Here is a 19,384-nt window from a genome sequence, read left to right as displayed (position 1 = left end):
AAAGGAGAACATATGGAAAAAGTGTTTGTCAGTGAACCTATCCATCAGGATGCAGTCCAGCTTTTGAGGACGCGCTTTCAAGTGATCCAGGGCAGCAGCACGGATCACTTGGCCCAGGAAGCTGCCGGGTGTGCTGGCATGCTGGTTCGGGTGGCCCGTGTGGATGCAGAGGTTATGGATGCGCTGCCGCAGCTGCGTGTTATCGCAAAGCACGGCATCGGTGTGGATAATATCGATGTGGATGCGGCAACTGCCCGTGGGATTCAGGTGGTCAATGCGCCCACAGCCAACATTCATGCAGTAGCGGAACACACAGCGGCGTTGATTCTGGCACTGCTGAAGGATGTAGTGGTACTGGACAGAGCCACTAGGTCGGGAGAGTTTTCTATCCGCAGTAAGTGCCTTGTCAGAGAGCTGCGGGGAAAGACCGTAGGATTGGTGGGCTACGGACGGATCGCACGGCTGGTTCACCAGAAACTCTCTGGCTTCGATGTTCATTTTATTGCGTATGATCCTTACATGTCCCAGGAGCAGGCTGAAACCTTCGGGATCCAGCTGCTGCCGCTGGAAACGCTGCTGAGGCAGGCGGATGTGGTCTCTTTGCATACACCGCTTTCGGCGGATACTTACCACCTGATTAATGCCGAAACACTGGCCTGCATGAAGCCGGAGGCGGTTCTGATTAACGCTTCTCGGGGAGGCGTTGTGGACTCAGAGGCACTTTATCAGGCGCTGCGTTTCCGGAAGATCGCAGGAGCGGCGCTGGATGTTTTTGAACCGGAGCCGCCGCAAACCGATTCTCCGCTGTGGAGCTTGGATAACCTGATTGTGACCCCCCATACCGCAGCTCTCAGCGATGCTGCTATGCGGGCTATGGGGATGGATAGCGCCCAGGGAATTATGGATACGCTTACCGGCGAGAGTCCGCAGTATCCGGTCAATCACCCTGCGAAGTAATCCGCAGTTTTTTCCGGTCCTCCGCGCGATCTCTGCGGAGAACTAAATTTTTCCAGAACGTCTGCTGGCGCGAGGAGGTATGACACATATGGTTTCGTGGAAAGGACAGACGATCGAACAGGTGCGGGAACAGTATCCCGCTTATGAGAAAACACGGCTGGAACAGGCTTTGAAAAACGCCCTCTCACGATTTGACCGTACGGTGGTGGTGCTGGATGACGATCCTACGGGAACCCAGACTGTATCCAATGTGCCGGTGGTGACTAGTTGGGAGCAATCCCTTCTACAGGAGGAATTGGAGCGAAAACCGAGAATGCTGTTTATACTGACCAATTCCCGCGCGCTCACTGCCGCCCGTTCCCGGGCGCTGCACGAGGAGTTGTCAGAAAATCTATTAAAAGCCGCTAAGACCTGCGGGAGGAAGATCCTCTTGGTTTCCCGGAGCGACTCCACATTACGGGGACATTATCCTCTGGAAACTGAGACGCTGCGCCGGGTGATGGAGCGTCACGGGCAGTATGTGGATGGGGAAATCTTGTGCCCCTTTTTCCAGGAAGGCGGGCGTTACACTGCTGAAAACATTCATTATCTGGAGGAAAATGGTGTACTGAAGCCGGTGGGAGAATCTGAATTTGCTGCAGATAAGACCTTCGGTTATCACAGTTCTCACCTAGGGCAGTGGATAGAGGAAAAGACCGGCGGGGCTTGCTTGGCGGAATCCGTTCGCTATGTGACTCTGGCGGAATTGCGGACTGGAAAAGACAGAGAGATAGGAAAGATGCTGAGCCAGGCGGCAGACTTTGAAAAGATCGTGGTCAACGCGATCTCCTATGAGGATGTGGAGCGGTTTGTACCGGAGCTGTTAGGGGCCATTGAAGACGGAAAAACCTTCCTGTTGCGCACCGCTTCTTCTATTCTGCGGGTCTTGGCAGGCTGCACAGGCCATGTGCTGACGCGACAGGAACTGGCGGATACGGAAAACCGGAACGGCGGTGTTGTGATTGTTGGATCCCATGTGAAAAAGACAACTCGCCAACTGGAACAGCTGCTGGCTGGAACCGAGATTACTCCGCTGGAGTTCAATCAACATCTAGTACTGGACACGCAGGCTTTTGAGCGGGAGATCCGGCGGGTGAGCGATGCAGCGGATGCGGCAATCTCTCAAGGAAAAAGCGTCGTTATCTACACGCGCAGAGAGCGGCTGGACCTCAATGCTGCGGACAAAGAAGAGGAACTGCGGTTGGCTGCCCGGATCTCCGAGGGACTGGTGCAAATTATCGCGGACCTGAAAATTCGCCCAAACTTCATCATTGCAAAGGGGGGGATTACTTCCAGTGATGTAGCTACCCGCGGGCTATCCTTGCACAAGGCTACTGTTATGGGGCAGATCCTGCCGGGTATCCCAGTCTGGCGGGCTGGAAAAGACAGCAAGTTCCCCGAAATGCCATATGTGATTTTCCCTGGAAATGTAGGCGGCGACGAAAGCCTGCTGGAGGCTGTACGAAAACTTACTCCGTAAAAAACACCCGTATTTCGAGCTTTTTCTCGAAATACGGGCGTTTTTTGTTGAGACATGTTACTTTATCGCAGTTTCAGACTTGAGCGGGATGATCTGCGGCATGCTGTTGCAGTTGATCTCGCTTTTGCGCGGCCTTGTTGCCTGATACCTGCCAAAGTTGTCTAAATCTTTCTGAAACGGCATCGTTAATTTGTCATTATCAACGGTTTGTCTGATGTTCATCATGAACTGCGTGCTTTGCTGCAATGTTTTTGGACCGGCACGGCGAAAAATATGGCAGTAAAGTGTGAAGTTCTTTACGAGACAAGATTATTGTACTGATACGTTACACAATTTGCTCGGCTACTGAAAGGAAAACAGGCTGAAAAGAGGCCGGAGATTCAACTTGAGACACTCCCTTATGTATTGATGATTTGAACCAAAATGTAGATTTTTTGTTTTTCTGCGGGAAAATGACCCTGCCATATTTCCCGCCCTCTGGAGGATTCTATATTTTTCCCCATGAGGTGGCTTCTTCCTTCGGTTCGTTTTGGCTCAAAAGCAAGCGCTGGACTGCGGTAAAAAAATCTTCTCCTTTTTCTGAAACGATGGTACCCTATTGTGCGAATATACAGTCGGAAAGGCGGTGAGGCAGTGGAAGAGCAATGGATCCGGGAGATACAGCGCAGGGGCTCCCGGACGGCGGCGGATCGTCTGATCCGGGCCCACTACGATGAGATCTACCGCTTTGTCTACCGCCAGACCGGCCATAAAGAGGACGCCATGGACCTGACCCAGTCCATTTTCCTGGCCATGCTGCGGGCGCTGCCCGCCTATCGGGCGGAGCGGGGGACGTTCCGCACCTGGCTTTATCGGATCGCCGCAAACAAGGTCATCGACGCCCGCCGCCGCTCCCGCCTGACGCCCCTGCCCCTGGAGGATCTGGAGGTGTCGTCGGAGGAGGACTTCGCCGCCCGGATCCAGGACCGGGCGTTGCTGGAACAGATCGAAGGCTTTGTCTCCGGCCTGGAGCCCCAGGTCCAGGCGGTGTTCCGTCTGCGTCTCTATGCAGAGCAGTCCTTCCCGGAGATCGCCGCTGCCGTGGGGGAGCCGGAGGCGGCGGTGAAATCCCGCTATTACCGCTTGCTGAAGCGTTTGAGAGAGGAGTTTGATCCACATGGATGACCGCTGGAACGAGATCCCCATGCCAACCGCCGCGGAAAAGGATGCTGCCGTGGCCGGCATTCTGGATGAAGGCCTCCCGCCCCGGACGGGGCTTTGGCACACGCTGACGGAAATCCTTCAGACGGTGGGCCTGCGGACCCTGTTTTTCGGTGCGGCGGACTGCCTGTTCCTCTCGGCGCTGGCTCTGGTGCTGTGCCTGCTGCCGGCGGCGGCCGCGGCGGCCCGGCAGGGCCCATTGGGCCCAGTGCTGTTTTTGTTGTCCCCGGCATTGTACGCCGCGCTCCATCTGCTGACGGCCTGGAAGGAGGCCCAGTCCGGCACACTGGAGTGGCGGCAGACCTGCCGGGTGTCCCTTCGGCCCATGACGGCCCTGCGGATGCTGGTATTCGGAAGTGCGTCGGTGCTGGTGTGCGTGCCGGCCAATTTGCTGCTGTGGTATCTGGCGGAGGGAATCGTCTCCCTTTTCTGGATGGTGGCTTTGTCCGTCTCCAGCCTGTGCCTGTATGGAGTGCTGTCTCTCTACTGCCTGCGGTTGCGGGGGATGGCGGGATTGCTGGCAGCCCCGGTGGCTTGGACGGCGCTGGGGATTATTCCGTTGCTGTGGGAACGGGCCGCCAGGTGGCTCAATGGAGTGCCCACTGTACTGTTCTGCCTGCTCACCGCCGCTGCTCTGGCTCTGTATGTTTCGGAACTGCGCCGCTTCTGCCGGCGCACGGAAGGAGGAATCATTTATGCTCTCAGTTGAACACGTGACAAAGCGATACGGAGCGTTCACGGCTCTGGAGGATATTTCCCTGACCTTTTCCCCCGGCGTTTACGGCCTGCTGGGCCCCAACGGCGCCGGAAAGACCACTCTGATGAAAATGCTCTCCACCCTCCTGTTCCCCACAAAGGGGCAGATTCTCTGGGATGGGGAGGACATCCTGGCTCTGGGGGCGGAGTACCGGGGACTGCTGGGGTATCTGCCCCAACAGTTCGGGTACTATCCCAACTACACCCCCCGGCAGTTTTTGCGGTATGTGGCCGCGCTCCAGTGTATCCCCAAGCGGGAGGCGGAAGAGCGGATCAGCTGCCTCCTGGAGCTGGTGGGCTTGGGGGCGGACGGGGACCGGAAGCTCCGAAAGTTCTCCGGCGGCATGATCCAGCGGGTGGGCATCGCCTCCGCCATGCTGAACGATCCCCGGCTGCTGATCCTGGATGAGCCCACAGCCGGACTGGACCCCCGGGAGCGGGTGCGGTTCCGGAACCTGATCCACTCCTTGGCGGAGGACCGGATCGTGCTGCTGTCCACCCACATCGTCTCGGACGTGGAGACCATCGCCGGGCAGATCGTCATGTTCCGGGACCACCGGCTCTACTGCTGCGATACCCCCGCCAATATCTGCGCCCGGTTCCACGGGAAGGTCTGTCAGGTTCCGGCGGGGACTGTGCTTGGGCCGGACCAGTTCCTGCTCAGCGAAGGACAAAGCGAGGCGGGGCCGGTACTGCGGATCCTGACGGAGAACCCGCCTGCCGGTGCCGTTCCCGCGGCACCGGGGCTGGAGGATGCGTTCCTCGCCATCTACCGGGAGGGCCAGTCATGAGCCTCGCCGTGCATGAGTGGCGCAAACTCTTCCGCCTGCCGGCCCTGTGGGCCTTTCTGGCGCTGAGCCTTCTGTTCAACGCCCTGCTGATTTGTACCCTCTCGGAGTGGGACCGGGCTTTTTTCAACGAGGCTTCGGCGGATGCCGCCCGCCTGGGCCAGCGGGTGGATCAGGCGTTTTGCGATGGCCTGTCGGCCCTGCCGGAGACGGAGAACCGAAGCGTCCTGCTCCAATCCGTCACCGGCCTGGAGAATGTCTTTGAGACCTACGACACCGGTATTTTGAAGGAATTCTATACGGATATCGTGAAAAATTCCCCCACGGCCGTGTCGTGGATGGCCTGGAAATACGATGCGCTGTCCGCCCGGGTGGACCATCTGGCCCAGATCGGCGCCGGAATGGACCTGTACGCGGGGCCCGCCACCCAGGGGAGCCACCAGTTCCTCTTCGGGACGCTGATGCGGTCCATTCTGGGGGAGGCATCCATCGCCGCCATGCTGGGGACGCTGTACCTCCTGGGCTACGAGGGGATGCACCGGACGGAGGGCCTGGCCTGCGCCTCCCAGACCGGGCGGCAGCTACGGAAGGTCAAGGTTTTGGCATCTTTGGCGGCGTCCCCGATGTTCCTGATCCTGGTGGCCGCGCCCACCCTGGGGCTGTATTTTGCCCGGTTCGGCTACGGCGGCGTTTGGGACGCCAGCGTCTCCAGCCAGTTCAACTACCTCTCGGACATGCTGCTGATCCGGCCCTTCCTCACCTGGGGGGACTTTACCGTAGCCGGGTATCTGGCGGCTGCTCTGGCCCTGGGGGCTGCTCTGACGGCATCGTTTTCCCTGCTGGCATCCCTCTGCGGCACGCTGGTCCGCAGTCCGTATCTGGCGGCGCTGGCGGCGGGGATTTTGTGCTTCGGCGGCCTGGGGCTCACCTCGACGCTGGGGGAGCTGAAGCTGTGGGTGGGATATGTCCTCTCCTGTTTTCAGCCCATCGTCGTGTGGCTCTGCTGCGGCGGCTGGTTTACGGAATTGGGCCTCAACGCGGTGCTGCCCTGGCAGGAGACTATCGCCGTGGCGGCGGATCTGCTGCTGCTCGGTGTCGGGACGGCCCTGGCTCTGCGCCGTTTTCGGAGAAAGGATGTGCTCACATGAGACTTTTGGCATGGGAACTGCGGAAGATCTGGCGTCCCGGTATCTTGGCGGCCATCTTGCTGCTGGGAGCGGTGTACTATTGGATGTTCCCGGAGTTCTACATCGAATACTTCTGCAACGGCCCTGCGTCTCAGGCCCAGTTCCAGCTGGCTTCGGAGTGGGTAGAGGAATACGGCCCCACGCTGGAGCCGGAAGAGCGGGCGGAGCTGGACGGCCAGCTGGCGGAGGAGATCGCGGCCTTCGACATACAGATCGCCGCCATCCCGGAGGCTGCCGAGGGGGGCCTGACGGACTACGAGGCTTTTTGTGAATTTCTGGAGGATTATCACGCGGATACCTCCGATTCCGGCGGTGAGGCGGACATGGACCGGGAATCCCTGGTCCAACGGGTGTACGGCGGCACCAACTGGTATATCATTGAAGAGATCCAGTATACCATGGAGCTGTATGACACCCAGGAAGAGCACAACGCCTTGGTGATCTCCGGCAGGAAGGCAGAGGGACAGCCGGAGGCCATGATCCATCGGGAGGAGCAGATGGCTGAACCGGAGAGGGCCCATGGGCTGCTTCCGGATTCCGTCAAGGAATCCACCTGGGAGTACGGAAAGGATCTGGCAGTGTGGTGTGTTCTGAGCATCGTGCTGCTGCTCTGCCCCACTCTGGTGCGGGACCGGCTGCGGAGGACCCGGGCCATGCAGTGGACCTCCCGCCGGGGACGGGCCATTCTGATTACCCAGATGACGGCCGCCCTATGCTCCGCATTGGTGCTGACAGCCGTCAATCTTTTGGTTTACGCTATTCCATTCCTGGCCCAGGAGCCTCTGCGGTTTCGCGATTGCGGCCTGGGCGGCATCTGGGCTTGGGGTTCGCCTTGGTTCGACTGGACCTATGGGACCTATCTTTTCGTGCTGGCGGGACTGATCCTGGCGCTGTCCCTGGCGGCTGCCGGCCTCACGGTGTTCCTCTCTCAGTACAGCGGCAGCTACATCGCCATGCTGCTCAAGGCTCTGCCGCTGTTTGCGGCGGTGGGAGCGGTGCTGGGCAGCTGGCTCCTGGACCGGCCCTTCTGCTTTCGGCGAATCTGGGAGAACGGCCCCTGGATGCCCAGAGGAACGGAGGCGGCGGTGGCTGCCGGACTTTTGACAGTCAGTATCATTCTCTGCGTGGTGACCTGCCGCGGACAGAGAAAACGCGAGCTGATTTGAACAAGCACGTTTCAGAAAGCCTCTGATCCGCTGATTTTTAAAACCGCCTGAAAGTATTTGCACCGCAGTGGATTGGAAGCGGAATGGATATTGTAAACAACAGATCTGTGTGGGACTTTTGAATTTCTAAACTGGTGAGCTTGTTCAGTCCGATGCTTCCGGAGGGGAACCGTGTGCCGCGCGGTTCCCCTCTTAGCTGTATGCCGCCGGTGAGGAGCGGCGGGAGGCGGGAATGCTGCTCAATTTGGTCCCGCGGACACTTTGCCGGGATGTATCCCTTGGGACGCGAGAGATCGGGATGTACATGGCGTTTTTCCGTGGCTTCTCTTTTAAGGCATATCGTGTTATAATATTTCTCACATTTTTTATGGGAGAAAGGAACTGCTATGAGCGTAGATGTTCTGGTGGTGGACGATGAGACTGCCATCGCGGATCTGGTAGAGCTCTGCCTCAGCAACGAGGGCTATACCGTCCACAAATTCTATACCGCTGCCGACGCCCTGGCCTGTGTGCGGAGGACCCGGCTGGACCTGGCCATCCTGGACGTGATGCTTCCGGACATGGATGGCTTCACCCTGTGCCAGAAGATCCGGGAGGAGCATCTGTTTCCCATCGTGATGCTGACCGCCCGGGTGGAGGACATGGACAAGATCATGGGATTGACCCTGGGGGCCGACGACTATATCACCAAGCCTTTCAATCCCCTGGAGTTGGTGGCCCGGGTAAAAACCCAGCTGCGGCGGTACCTCCGCTATAACTCCGGCGAGACAGCGGCCCGGGAAACAGCGGAATATGATTTCCGGGGCCTTCAGATCTCCCAGACCACCCATAAGTGCACCCTTTACGGTGAGGAGCTGTCTCTGACGCCTCTGGAGTTCTCCATCCTCTGGTATTTGTGCCGGAAGCGGGGACAGGTGGTCTCCAGTGAGGAGCTGTTCGAGGCGGTGTGGGGCGAGGCCTATATGGACAGCAACAATACCGTCATGAGCCACATTGCCCGGCTGCGGGAGAAGATGCACGAGCCCAGCCGGAAGCCGAAATTCATCAAGACTGTGTGGGGAGTGGGGTATACCATTGAGTAAGCGAACACGATATAAAGGCCTCTCCGAGCAGGGACGCAGCCGGGCCCGGCGGGCCTGGGGGATCTATCTTCTGGCGCTGATGGCCTGGGTGGCGGTGGTGATTCTGCTGGCTTTTCTGGGGCTGTTGGTATGCAGCTCCTTCACCTGGTATGACGGCCCTCTTTATCGGCTGCTGACCTGGGTGCGGGACAATATCGTCTTGGTCTGCACCTTTGTGGTGCTGATCGGATGGGTGTTCATCAGCTACTTCTTCGTGGCCCGGCCCGTGGCTCAACTGGAGGCTCTGACCGACGCCGCCGAGCAGCTGGCCCGACCCACGGAGGAGCGCATCGTATTGCCGGAGGCCCTGGCGGAGGCGGAGGTCCAGCTCAACGCCGCCCGGGAGCAGGCCCTTCGGGATGCCCGGGCCGCCAAAGACGCCGAGCAGCGGAAAAACGATCTGGTGGTGTATCTGGCCCACGACCTGAAAACGCCCCTCACCAGCGTCATCGGCTATCTGACGCTGCTGCGGGATGAGCCCCAGATCTCGCCGGAGCTGCGGGCGCGGTATACCGGGATCGCCCTGGACAAGGCGGAGCGGCTGGAGGACCTCATCAACGAATTCTTCGACATCACCCGCTTCAACCTCTCTCACATCGAGCTGGAAACGCGGCCCACGGACCTTGTCCGAATGGTCCAGCAGGTGGCCAGCGAATTCGCCCCCCAACTGGCGGAGGCCCGCCTCACCTGCCGCCTGGAGCTGCCGGGGAAGCTGGTGTGCCCCTGCGATCCGGACAAGCTGGCCCGGGTCCTGGACAATCTGCTGCGAAACGCCTGCCATTACAGCCTCCCGGACACGGAAGTCACCATCACCGGTCGGGCGGAGGGAGACCGGGCCGTCCTGGCCTTTGCCAACCGGGGGGCGGACATTCCGCCGGAAAAGCTGGCGCGCCTCTTCGAGCGGTTCTTCCGTCTGGACAGCGCCCGCTCCTCTGCCTCCGGCGGCGCGGGGCTGGGCCTGGCCATTGCCAAGGAGATCGTGGAGCTCCACGGGGGCTCCATCACCGCCCGCAGCGCCGGTGGCGAGACCACCTTCACCGTCACCTTGCCCCTGGAGACGGCACCGTAAGAAAATCACAAGAATTTCACAGGGATCTCGCAGGAACTTCACAGGAAAAGCAGAATACTCCCGCCGCCTTGCTCTGGTACCATCAGCGTATCAAAGCAAGGCGGTTTTCCGCTTTCGGGAGGTATTTTGCATGAAAACGATTTTGGTACTGTTCGGCGGCTGTTCCACGGAGCACGAGGTCTCCCTCCAGTCCGCCTATGGCGTTCTCACCCACATGGATCCCGGCCGCTATACGCCTCTGCCGGTGGGCATCACCCGGGAAGGGCGGTGGCTGTGGTATGCCGGTCCTCTGGAGCATCTGGTGGACGGCACCTGGGAGAGCCGGCCGGAAGCCGTTCCCTGTACCTTGTCGCTGGACCGGGGGACTGGCCGCCTGCTGGTGCTGGACGGCTCCGGCGGCAGCCTGACCTTTGACGCAGCCTTTCCCATCCTCCACGGAAAAAACGGAGAGGACGGCACGGTGCAGGGCCTGCTGGAACTGACCGGTGTGCCTCTGATCGGCTGCGGAGCATTGTCCAGCGCCCTGTGCATGGACAAGGACCGGGCCCGTAAGCTGGCGGCCCTGGCCGGAGTCCGGGTGCCCGGAAGCATCCTGTTCCGCCGGGGGGCGGACTTCCACCGGATCGCTGCTGCGGCAGAAGGACTGGGCTATCCGCTGTTCGTCAAGCCCGTCCGGGCCGGGTCCTCCTTCGGCGTCAGCTGGGTGGACAGCCCGGAGTGGCTGACTGCGGCGGTGGAAACCGCTTTCGCCCATGACCGGGAGATCCTGCTGGAGGAGGCGGTGCCGGGCTTCGAGGTGGGCTGCGCCGTTCTGGGAAACGACGCCCTGACCGTGGGGGCCGTGGATGAGATCGAGCTGTCTCAGGGCTTTTTTAACTACGAGGAGAAGTACACCCTCAAGACCTCCGCCATCCACTGTCCCGCCCGGATCTCCCCAGAGCAGGCGGCGCGGATCCAGGAGACCGCCAAAGTGATCTATCGGGCTCTGGACTGCCGGGTTTTTGCCCGGGTGGATCTGTTCCTGACGCCGGAGGGGGAGATCATCTTCAACGAGGTCAACACCATCCCCGGCTTCACGCCTCACAGCCGCTACCCCAGCATGATGGCCGCAGCGGGCTGGGGGTTCACCACACTGGTCAGCCGGATCATTGAATTGGGGGTGGAAGCATGAGGACGGTCATCCTTCACCGGCGGCAGGTGTTTCAGGGACCGCTGCTGGTCATCAACCGGGACCATCCCCTCCGCTCCGCCCCGGCGGACCTGGCAGCGCCGGACAGCCTGCATCCCCATATCCTTCTGGAACGCCGCACTGCCCGGCTGCTGGCCGCCTGCGTCCAGAGCGTGGGCGGCCGGGGCGAAATCGTGCCGGTCTCCGGCTGGCGCAGCCGGGCGGAGCAGCAGGCCATCTGGGATGATACCCTGGCGGAGAGCGGAGTCGACTTCACCCGGAAATACGTGGCCTTCCCTGGATGCAGCGAGCACCAGAGCGGCCTGGCCATTGACCTGGGAAAGGCCGCAGGGCACATCGACTTTATCCGCCCCGCCTTCCCCTACGACGGCGTCTGCGGCGCCTTTCGCCGCGCGGCGGCGAAATACGGTTTCATCGAGCGGTATCAGCGGGGCAAGGAGAGCGTCACCGGCATTGCCCGGGAGCCCTGGCACTTCCGCTATGTGGGCACCCCCCACGCTTTGCTGATGGATGCCAACGGACTGTGCCTGGAGGAATACCCGGATTTCCTGCGGCAGCGGCAGCGCAGCTGCCCCTTGCCCGGCGGCCAACTGGCCCAGGTGTTTTATGTGCCCTGCGCCGGGGAGGAGACGGAGGTCCAGCTGCCGGAGGGCTGCTGCCAGGTCTCCGGGGACAATATCGGCGGCTTCATTGTCACCGCCTGGGGGTGCCCCGCATGAAGATGGAAAAGCGGGCAGCGCTGGACTGGGCCAGGCTGGCCGCGGCGGTACTGGTGGTGTGCAACCACACCTCGCCCCTGTCCTCTTTCACCGCCGCCGGTGACTTTTTCCTGACGAGGGTGCTGGCCCGGCTGTCGGTGCCGCTGTTTTTGATGATCAGCGGGTATTTTCTGGAGCGGTCTGGCTGGCGGTCTGCCCGGCGCTTGCTGAAAAAAACGGCGCTCCTCTATGCCGCCGCGGCGGCGCTGTACCTGCCCTTGAACCTCTACGCCGGGCAGGTGACGCCGGACTTTTTCTGGAAGTTCGTGACCGACGGCACCTTCTATCACCTGTGGTATTTTCCGGCCCTCCTGCTGGGCGTGCCCATTGCAAAAGGGCTCCGCCGCCTGGGATTTCGGGCGGGTCTGGCGGCGGCAGGGGCGCTGTATCTGATCGGCCTGGGCGGCGACAGCTATTACGGCCTGGCGGCGCGGATCCCCGGCGCGGAGAGCCTGTATGGAGCCGTTTTTCAGGTGTTCACCTACACTCGGAACGGCCTGTTCTATGTGCCGCTGTTTCTCCTGCTGGGCGCGGCGGGAGTGCGGCTTTCCCGGCGGACGGCCGCGCTGGGGACCCTGGCCGGTCTGGCCATCATGACCGCCGAGGCCTTCTGGCTGCAGAGCCTGGGCGTCCAGCGCCATGACAGCATGTACCTTGCGCTGCCCTTGGTGATGGGATGCCTTTTCGCCTGGCTGCTGGAGCTGAACGGCGGACAGCGGCGGGAGCTGCGGTACCTGTCCGCCCTGGTCTACCTGCTGCATCCGTGGTGCATCGTGCTGGTCCGGGGCGCTGCCGGAGCACTGGGGTGGGAATGCTGGATGGTGGAGAACAGCCTGATCCACTTCACTGCCGCTGCATTGCTGACACTGGTCCTGTCCGGCCTGATCCTGACACTGCGTCCCCGGCCGCTCCGGCCCATGGCCCGGGCCTGGCGGGAGATCGACCTGGACGCGCTGGCGCACAACGCTGTCGTGCTGCAAAAGTGCCTGGCTCCGGGGCAGGAGTTGATGGCGGTGGTCAAGGCGGACGCCTACGGCCACGGGGCGGTACAGATCGCCCGGCGGCTGCAGCGGGCGGGGGTCCGGGCCTTTGCCGTGGCCTGCCTCAGCGAGGGCATCGCCCTGCGGAAAGCGGGGATTCGGGGGACCGTTTTGATCCTGGGCTGGACGGACCCGGAGGATACCCCGCTGCTGCGCCGCTGGCGCCTGACCCAGACCGTGGCGGACGAGGCCCACGGCCACGCCCTGGCGGCCCGGGGACCTGTCCGCGTTCACTTGGGCCTGGACACCGGCATGCACCGATTGGGTGTCCCGGCAGGGGACCGGGAGGCCCTGGGCCGGCTGTTTCGGGAGAAGAATCTGCGTATTGACGGGGTGTTCTCTCACCTGTGCGTCTCCGACAGCCTGGAAAAGGGCGATGAGGACTATACCCAACGGCAGCTGGACGGTTTCTACCAGGCGGTGGGCTGGCTTCGCTCTGCCGGCTATGACCTCGGTGCCGTCCATATCCAGTCCAGCTACGGTCTTTTGAATTTGCCGCCCCAGCCCTGCCGGTATCTGCGGGCGGGAATCATCCTCTACGGTGTGCCCAGCGACGGCTCGCCCACAGCCGCCTGGCCGGATCTGCGGCCGGTGCTGTCCCTGCGGGCCCGGGTGGCTTCCGTGCGGCGATTGACCCCCGGGGAGGGGGCAGGGTACGGCCTTGTCTTTCAGGCCCGGCGTGAAACTATCCTGGCGGTGGTCACCATCGGCTACGGAGACGGACTGCCACGGCAGCTGTCACAAACCGGCGGGGAAGCCCTGATCCGCGGCCGCCGGTGCTCCATGGTGGGGCGGATGTGCATGGATCAGCTGTTTCTGGATGTGACGGAGGTGCCTGGGGTCAACCCTGGGGATGTGGTGACCCTGATTGGCCGCGACGGAGGCCAGGAGATCACCGCTTGGGAAATTGCTGAATGCTGTGGTACCATTACCAATGAACTGCTCGCATCTCTGAACTCTCGGCTGGGTTTGCTGAGCGGTCGGTGCGATTGCAGTTGAAAATAATCGTTCCTTTCTGAGGGCGGGGTCGCTTTGGGAAGGTCGGCCTTTCGCCGTGCTGTCTGCATTTTCTGGCGCGCATAAGAAGCCCCCGGCACAAGGGTGCCGGGGGCTTCTTATGTTGAAATTAAGACGGGGTGATGGACTGCCGGCATTTTTGGGCAGACCCGTCTGCCCCGGACGAGTGGAATTATAGTTATCCTGATGAAGTGATTAAGAAATACGCACTGAGCAACTGCATGTTGATCGCCGCACTTATACCGTAAATTATTATAATTAAAATAATTAAATGTGATATGGCTTAATCGGAAGAAGCAAAGTCCGTCAAATATAGCGTGTGCGTTAAAGCATATTTTGTTGGAGGGCCAAAAGCGCTTATTCCTTCAATTAGCAGGACTTTTCAGCCTTTGAGACGAATCCGAGCACAGATCTTGATCACTGCAGTGCTTCAAGAATATTACTTTTTGCAGAGCTTAATAAATGAAATAGAGTGGCTTTTTGCAACATTAATGCCATTTTAATGCGGAGAAAAATTGACTAGAAATATTTCCTCCAGAAAAGTGTTGTCCTTTTGCTGATTTTGAAATTTTTTGGCTGTTTGAAATGGCATTTGATATAATAAAAAACTTAATCCGATTTCTAATATGGCCTGCATTGTAGATGCGGCGATGTGGAAAGAGGTTCTTTGAGATTGACTTTTGTTAATTTAGCAATTTTGCCAGGTGAAGTTATTGAATTGGTCACTTGAAATTTTATATGGAATTTTATATATTTTATCGATCTGCCAATGTTTCCGGAAAGACTATCGCATTTGAGAATGAAAATAGAGATGGCACGTCAGACGATAGAACCTGCGGCACTTTGTAAGCATAATTGTACTGGTACAAATAGAAAAAGAGGAAAATGAACGAAAGGTCTCACCGTTGTTCTATTCATATTATAGACGTCAAGCGAAAAAGACGTGGTGCAGAGCTGCTTTTGGAAATGGCGTAGGATTACTATAAATAAATACCCAATTTGCGGCAGACGCTGCGGCGGGTGAGGCGATAGACTCCGTAGAGCCCCACAGACACAATCAGGACCAGAAGCAGGCAGCTGCCAAGCCCGGCGGCCTCTCCTGCGGTCAGACGGCTGTCGTTGAAATACATGATCATGATGTAGAATCCGTAGATCAAGGCGGTGCCGGTCACTACGGGAACCAGAAACACCCGGCGTACCTGGCTGCGGGCAGAACGAAACAGATATTCCCTTGACGCGCCCAGGTGACGCAGGTCGTCATACACTTGCCGGCTGGTGATGGCGATGGTGAGGCAGCGGGTAAAGGCAATGACGATGACGGCGGCAAAGCACACGATGGCGATAAAGAGAAAGAGCACCAGGAATACCGCCGTAGTCTTGACGAAGTCCGCCTTGTCCAGTATCCGGAACTGGGGCATGTACTGCCAGTAGAGCCGGAAGTTGGAACTGTCCCTCTGGCCGTAGTCGATGGGAGTAAAGCCATATTTCTCACAGGTCTCCGGGTCCAGAAAGTACTCCCCGGTCTCAGTCAGCTCAATCTCCCGCACAATGGGATCGAAGCTGTCATACAGCGCGACTTCCGGACCGGAGCAGTCCACGATCTCATAAAAGAGGGCCTTGGCAAAGTCATAGGTCTCCTCGTCGTTTTCTACGTTGAAGAACACCATCTCCTCCCGCCAGTCGTCAGGGAGGCCGCGGGTCATCTCCTCGTAGTCGGCGTCGTCCACCACATAGCGGCCAAAGAGGAGGTCATTGCGCAGGTCCTCCGCCATGGTCACCCGCCAGTGATGCCCGGTGATGGGGTTGGTGACCAGGGTGACCTCTCCACCGAAAATGCCTTGTCCGTCGCCAGTGGCATCCATGATCCCCGCGATTTCCCCGGGCCGCAGGTCCAGATCTCCTTCGGTAAGGGCGTTGTAGGCGGACTCGGAGAGGAAAAGACCGGATTCGGCCTGCTCATAGTAAACGCTCTCCCAAGTGGTGCCCAGGGTTCCTTCTGTTTCCACATGTCTGGTTCCGTCCACTGCCAGCCGGGCCATGGGGACCTGGGTCCAAGAGGCAATGGTAACGTCACATTCCTCCGCCAGAGAGCGGACCTCGTCCTCCTGAGGAATGTCCTGGTCGGCGCGGAAGTGATAGGCATAGTCCACCGGCCGGGCATCATAGCTCATCATGGTGCCGGTGCCCAGCATGGGGGCGTAAAAGGCGGCAAAGTAAGCCCCGGCGATGAGCACGGTCATCACAAGCATGTTCCGCACGGTCTGACGGCCCTGAAAACGCATCTGGGATACGGAGATGATGTCCTTGTACCTGCGCCGACTGCCGCCCCAGCCGTTGGCTACGGTGTGGAGCAAAATCATATACAGCCCCGCCAGCGCGGGCAGGTAGAAAACGGCGGTGAGGCCCTCCGGAGGATACCAGTGGAGACCACGGATGAACACCGCCGGGGCGATATAGCCGCAGAAGCCACCCACAGCCGCCAGAACGATGCCCGTCCAGCCGTACCAGCGCTTTACCTCCCGGATGGGCTCCGAGGTGTGGGATTCCTGAACCACGTCGATGATGTTGGTCCTGCGGATGGAGCGGCCTCCCAGAAAGAAGAGCATAGCGGTCACATAGGCCGCAAAGGCCAAGGCATAGGTGTAGGCTGCCGGGTCAAAGGAGAGATCCATCTCCTCTGTGTCCACCACCAGAGCTCGGAATATCTGCCAGAGTCCCCAGGCCAGAGGCTTTCCCAAAATGGCTCCAACGGTGCAGGAGCCAGAGGCGATGGCTGTCAGATCCCTTTGCAGCTCCGCCTTCAGCTGCCGGCGGGAGGCTCCCAGCGCCAGAAACACACCGGTCTCCCGGGATTTCTGCCGGAAGAACAGTCCGGCGGCGTAAGTGGTGAACACGGCGCAGCCAATGACTGCCAGGACGAACACCATCATCACCTGCTTGCGGCTGTCGCCCCCCTCCGGCAGCACCGAGAGAATGGTGGGCGAGCGCATCATGCACACATAGGCGGTGATCAGCAATACCGAGAAAAAGCAGCAGCCGCTCAGCAGGGCGTACTGTCCCTTGTTTTTCCGCCGCAGGGCGGCGTACACTTGAGTAAATGTCCGCATCGTCTCACTCCTTGCCCATGTCCCGGATGGCTTGGAGCAGCTGATCCTGAAATGCGCTCCGCTCCAGGGAACCCTTCTCCAGGGTCCTCCACACCACGCCGTCCCGGAGGATCACCACCCGGTCACAGAAGGAGGCGGCGAAGGAGTCGTGGGTCACCATGAAGATGGTGGCTTCCAGAACGGACCTGGCCTGCTCAAAGGAGCGGATCACCGCCCGTGACGATTTGGAATCCAGGTTTCCCGTGGGTTCATCGGCCAGGATCAGCAGGGGGTGGTTGATGAGGGCCCGGGCCACGGCGGTGCGCTGCTTCTCGCCGCCGGAGATCTCCACCGGGTACTTGTCCCGGATAGCGGAGATGCCGAACACGTCGCACAGCTGGTCCGCCCGGGCCTCCGTCATGGCGGAGACAGCGCCGCCGATGATGGCCGGCAGCAAAATGTTCTCCCGGACCGTCAGACCGTCCAGCAGCAAAAAGTCCTGGAACACAAAGCCCAGCTGCTGGTTGCGCACCTGGGCCAGGGCATCCTCATCCAGCTGGGCCAGCTCCGTGTCACCCAGCAGGATGCTGCCGGCGTCCGAGGGAATGTAGCAGGAGATGCAATTTAGAAGGGTGGTCTTGCCGGACCCGGAGGGACCCATCACTGCCACGAACTCCCCCTTGTCCACCTCCAGGGAAACGCCCTTGAGCACTTCGTAAGTGTTTTTTCCCACCTGGTAGGATTTGCGCAGGTCTTTCACTGTCAGCATAGTGGTCATTCCTTTCAGAATTCACTTGAGATTCCGCACCAGGGCGATAAGCGCCAGATGGGCGGGGTAAAAACCGTAAAAAAACCACCTGTTGATCTTCAGTCGGGACCGCAGGGGCAGGAAGATCAGCGGAGCTGCCAGGATGGCGAAGATGGACCAATCCACGCTCCATCCGCCCACCATCAGGCACAGGGGGTCCTCCGGCCAGCCGGTCCAGAGAGCCGGAAGATAGCTCAGACAGTAGAGGGCCGCGCCCACCTTGGGGTGGTTGCGGCAGAGGTAGAAGATCAGCATCAGCTGGATGCCGGTGCCGGAGTAGTCGAAATTCCACCAGCTGACGGCGAAGAGCGCCAGGGCAAAGAGCCACCATTTCCGCTCCTTGAGCCCGGCTATGGCCAGGAGGCTCAGGAACAAAGTGAAGAAGATGTTCCAGTTGGTGAGGTTCTCCCAGAACGCCGATACCGGGTGGAAGGCCAGGATATAGAAAGGCTGGCTCACCAGGGCGAAGATCCCCAGCCGCAGCAGGTACTTCTTCACACTCCGGGTGTACAGCAGGCCCACTGTCAGGCAGTAGCAGAAGATGGGAAAGGCCAGTCGGCCCGCCCAGCGGAAGATCCCGATTTCCGGGAAGAAGGCGCCGCCGATGTGGTCGATCAGCATGGAGACGATGGCGATGAGCTTCAAAAGGACTGTATCCAGATTGGTTTTCAGCCGGGGGCCCTCCTGGGGTAGTGCCGGTGGGGTGGTGAGAATGCTCCAAACTCTGGAGCGGGGTGCGGCGATGGTGTTGGTCATGTTGGTTCCCTCCTTGCTGATCCCAGCTTACCGCGGCGGGATGACCGCCGCAAACGGGGCCGTCATTCCCGGCAGGCAGGATGTCAAATTTGGAATGTTTCGCTGCCGGGATGTCATAAACGGCGCATTTTCTGTCAACTTTGGTTTGGAGAAACGAGGCATTCATGGTAAAATAGCCCCAGCGCCGGGCTGGTGAGGCCCGCAAAAAGGCCCCGCCCAAAGGCGGGGCCTGAGAAGAAGGAGGGAAACGGATGCTGCGCATCGGCATCTGCGATGATGTTTACGACGCCCGGCTGGTGCTTCGCTCTGCCCTGGAGCGGGTGCTGGAGCGGCGGCGGATAGAGGGGCAGTTTTTTGAGTTCTCCTCCGGCGAGGGACTGCTCCGCTGGCTGGGGCATCACGCCGGGGAACTGGATCTGGTGTTTCTGGACATGGAGATGGGGGAGCTGGACGGCATGGAGACCGCCCGGCGGCTCCGGGCCGCGGACGGCGGGCTTCAGATGGTGTTCGTCACCGGCTATGCCGACCATGTCTTTGACGGGTACAGCGTGGGGGCCCTGGGATATCTGATGAAGCCGCCCAAGGCGGAACAGCTGGAGGAGGTGCTGGACCGGGCCCAGGCGGCGCTGTACCGGGAGCTGGACAGGGCCTATGTCTGCCGCAGCGGCGACACCCACTACCGCATCCCTATCGGCAATATTTTATACTTCGTCTCCGACCGGCGGCAGGTGAAGTGCGTCACGGCGGGGCGGGAGTACACCTTTTACGGAAAGCTGGATGCCGTAGCGGCGGAGGTGGGAAGCGGCTTCGTCCGGCTCCACCAGCGGTATCTGGTCCGGGCGGCGGCAGTGGATCGGGTGGAGGGCAGCGAGGCGGTGCTGACTGACGGCACCCGTCTGCCCATCAGCCGCTCCTGCCTGTCCGATGCCCTGCTGGCCCTGACCCGGGCGGAGCTGGAGGAATAGGA

Annotated in this window: 16 protein-coding genes; 13 read left to right on the top strand and 3 right to left on the bottom strand. The window is 60.2% G+C overall.

Going from position 1 to position 19,384, the window contains the following annotated elements:
* Window positions 1-12: 12 nt before the first annotated feature.
* From ACVDHE_RS00635 to vanT, 12 genes are all read left to right on the top strand, one after another.
* Window positions 13-957, top strand: a complete 945-nt coding sequence (locus tag ACVDHE_RS00635; protein ID WP_458885253.1) for a hydroxyacid dehydrogenase — start codon at window positions 13-15, stop codon at window positions 955-957.
* A gap of 88 nt (window positions 958-1,045) precedes the next feature.
* Window positions 1,046-2,476: a four-carbon acid sugar kinase family protein gene (locus ACVDHE_RS00630; protein ID WP_458885252.1), complete on the top strand. Its 1,431-nt coding sequence runs from the start codon at window positions 1,046-1,048 to the stop codon at window positions 2,474-2,476.
* A gap of 633 nt (window positions 2,477-3,109) precedes the next feature.
* Entirely contained in the window at window positions 3,110-3,640 is a 531-nt protein-coding gene (locus ACVDHE_RS00625; protein WP_458885251.1) for an RNA polymerase sigma factor, read from the top strand.
* Window positions 3,633-4,385 carry a hypothetical protein gene (locus ACVDHE_RS00620; protein ID WP_458885250.1) on the top strand — a complete coding sequence of 251 codons (753 nt, stop codon included), beginning with the start codon at window positions 3,633-3,635 and terminating at the stop codon, window positions 4,383-4,385. Before ACVDHE_RS00625 ends, ACVDHE_RS00620 begins: the two co-directional genes overlap by 8 nt.
* A complete protein-coding gene (locus ACVDHE_RS00615; protein WP_458885249.1) occupies window positions 4,372-5,223 on the top strand; it encodes an ABC transporter ATP-binding protein in 852 nt (283 codons plus the stop codon). The genes ACVDHE_RS00620 and ACVDHE_RS00615 overlap by 14 nt, the downstream gene beginning before the upstream one ends.
* Entirely contained in the window at window positions 5,220-6,368 is a 1,149-nt protein-coding gene (locus ACVDHE_RS00610; RefSeq protein ID WP_458885248.1) for a hypothetical protein, read from the top strand. Before ACVDHE_RS00615 ends, ACVDHE_RS00610 begins: the two co-directional genes overlap by 4 nt.
* A complete protein-coding gene (locus ACVDHE_RS00605) occupies window positions 6,365-7,573 on the top strand; it encodes a hypothetical protein (protein ID WP_458885247.1) in 1,209 nt (402 codons plus the stop codon). Before ACVDHE_RS00610 ends, ACVDHE_RS00605 begins: the two co-directional genes overlap by 4 nt.
* Window positions 7,574-7,959: 386 nt before the next feature.
* Window positions 7,960-8,655: a VanR-ABDEGLN family response regulator transcription factor gene (gene vanR / locus ACVDHE_RS00600; RefSeq protein ID WP_458885246.1), complete on the top strand. Its 696-nt coding sequence runs from the start codon at window positions 7,960-7,962 to the stop codon at window positions 8,653-8,655.
* Entirely contained in the window at window positions 8,648-9,763 is a 1,116-nt protein-coding gene (locus ACVDHE_RS00595; protein ID WP_458885245.1) for a sensor histidine kinase, read from the top strand. The genes vanR and ACVDHE_RS00595 overlap by 8 nt, the downstream gene beginning before the upstream one ends.
* A 130-nt stretch (window positions 9,764-9,893) precedes the next feature.
* Entirely contained in the window at window positions 9,894-10,934 is a 1,041-nt protein-coding gene (vanG, locus tag ACVDHE_RS00590) for a D-alanine--D-serine ligase VanG (protein ID WP_458885244.1), read from the top strand.
* Complete coding sequence (locus tag ACVDHE_RS00585) at window positions 10,931-11,671, top strand: M15 family metallopeptidase (protein WP_458885243.1); 741 nt, start codon at window positions 10,931-10,933, stop codon at window positions 11,669-11,671. The genes vanG and ACVDHE_RS00585 overlap by 4 nt, the downstream gene beginning before the upstream one ends.
* Window positions 11,668-13,749 (top strand): serine racemase VanT catalytic subunit, encoded by a 2,082-nt coding sequence (gene vanT, locus ACVDHE_RS00580; protein ID WP_458885242.1) that lies wholly within the window; start codon window positions 11,668-11,670, stop codon window positions 13,747-13,749. The genes ACVDHE_RS00585 and vanT overlap by 4 nt, the downstream gene beginning before the upstream one ends.
* Window positions 13,750-14,747: 998 nt before the next feature.
* On the opposite strand, the gene ACVDHE_RS00575 is transcribed toward vanT, so the two are convergent.
* The 3 genes from ACVDHE_RS00575 to ACVDHE_RS00565 are packed head-to-tail and all read right to left on the bottom strand — an operon-like array spanning window position 14,748 to window position 18,417.
* Window positions 14,748-16,874 (bottom strand): FtsX-like permease family protein, encoded by a 2,127-nt coding sequence (locus ACVDHE_RS00575; RefSeq protein WP_458885241.1) that lies wholly within the window; start codon window positions 16,872-16,874, stop codon window positions 14,748-14,750.
* Window positions 16,875-16,878: 4 nt separating this feature from the next.
* Window positions 16,879-17,622 (bottom strand): ABC transporter ATP-binding protein, encoded by a 744-nt coding sequence (locus ACVDHE_RS00570; RefSeq protein WP_458885240.1) that lies wholly within the window; start codon window positions 17,620-17,622, stop codon window positions 16,879-16,881.
* A gap of 21 nt (window positions 17,623-17,643) precedes the next feature.
* Window positions 17,644-18,417 (bottom strand): TraX family protein, encoded by a 774-nt coding sequence (locus ACVDHE_RS00565; protein ID WP_458885239.1) that lies wholly within the window; start codon window positions 18,415-18,417, stop codon window positions 17,644-17,646.
* Window positions 18,418-18,668: 251 nt separating this feature from the next.
* Between ACVDHE_RS00565 and ACVDHE_RS00560 the strand changes: the two genes are divergently transcribed.
* Window positions 18,669-19,382, top strand: a complete 714-nt coding sequence (locus ACVDHE_RS00560; RefSeq protein ID WP_458885238.1) for a LytR/AlgR family response regulator transcription factor — start codon at window positions 18,669-18,671, stop codon at window positions 19,380-19,382.
* Window positions 19,383-19,384: the final 2 nt, after the last annotated feature.

The sequence above is a fragment of the Dysosmobacter sp. Phy genome, from assembly GCF_054476235.1.
The sequence above is the reverse complement of the archived record's forward strand: the minus strand, read 5'-3'. Positions and strand labels throughout refer to the sequence as shown.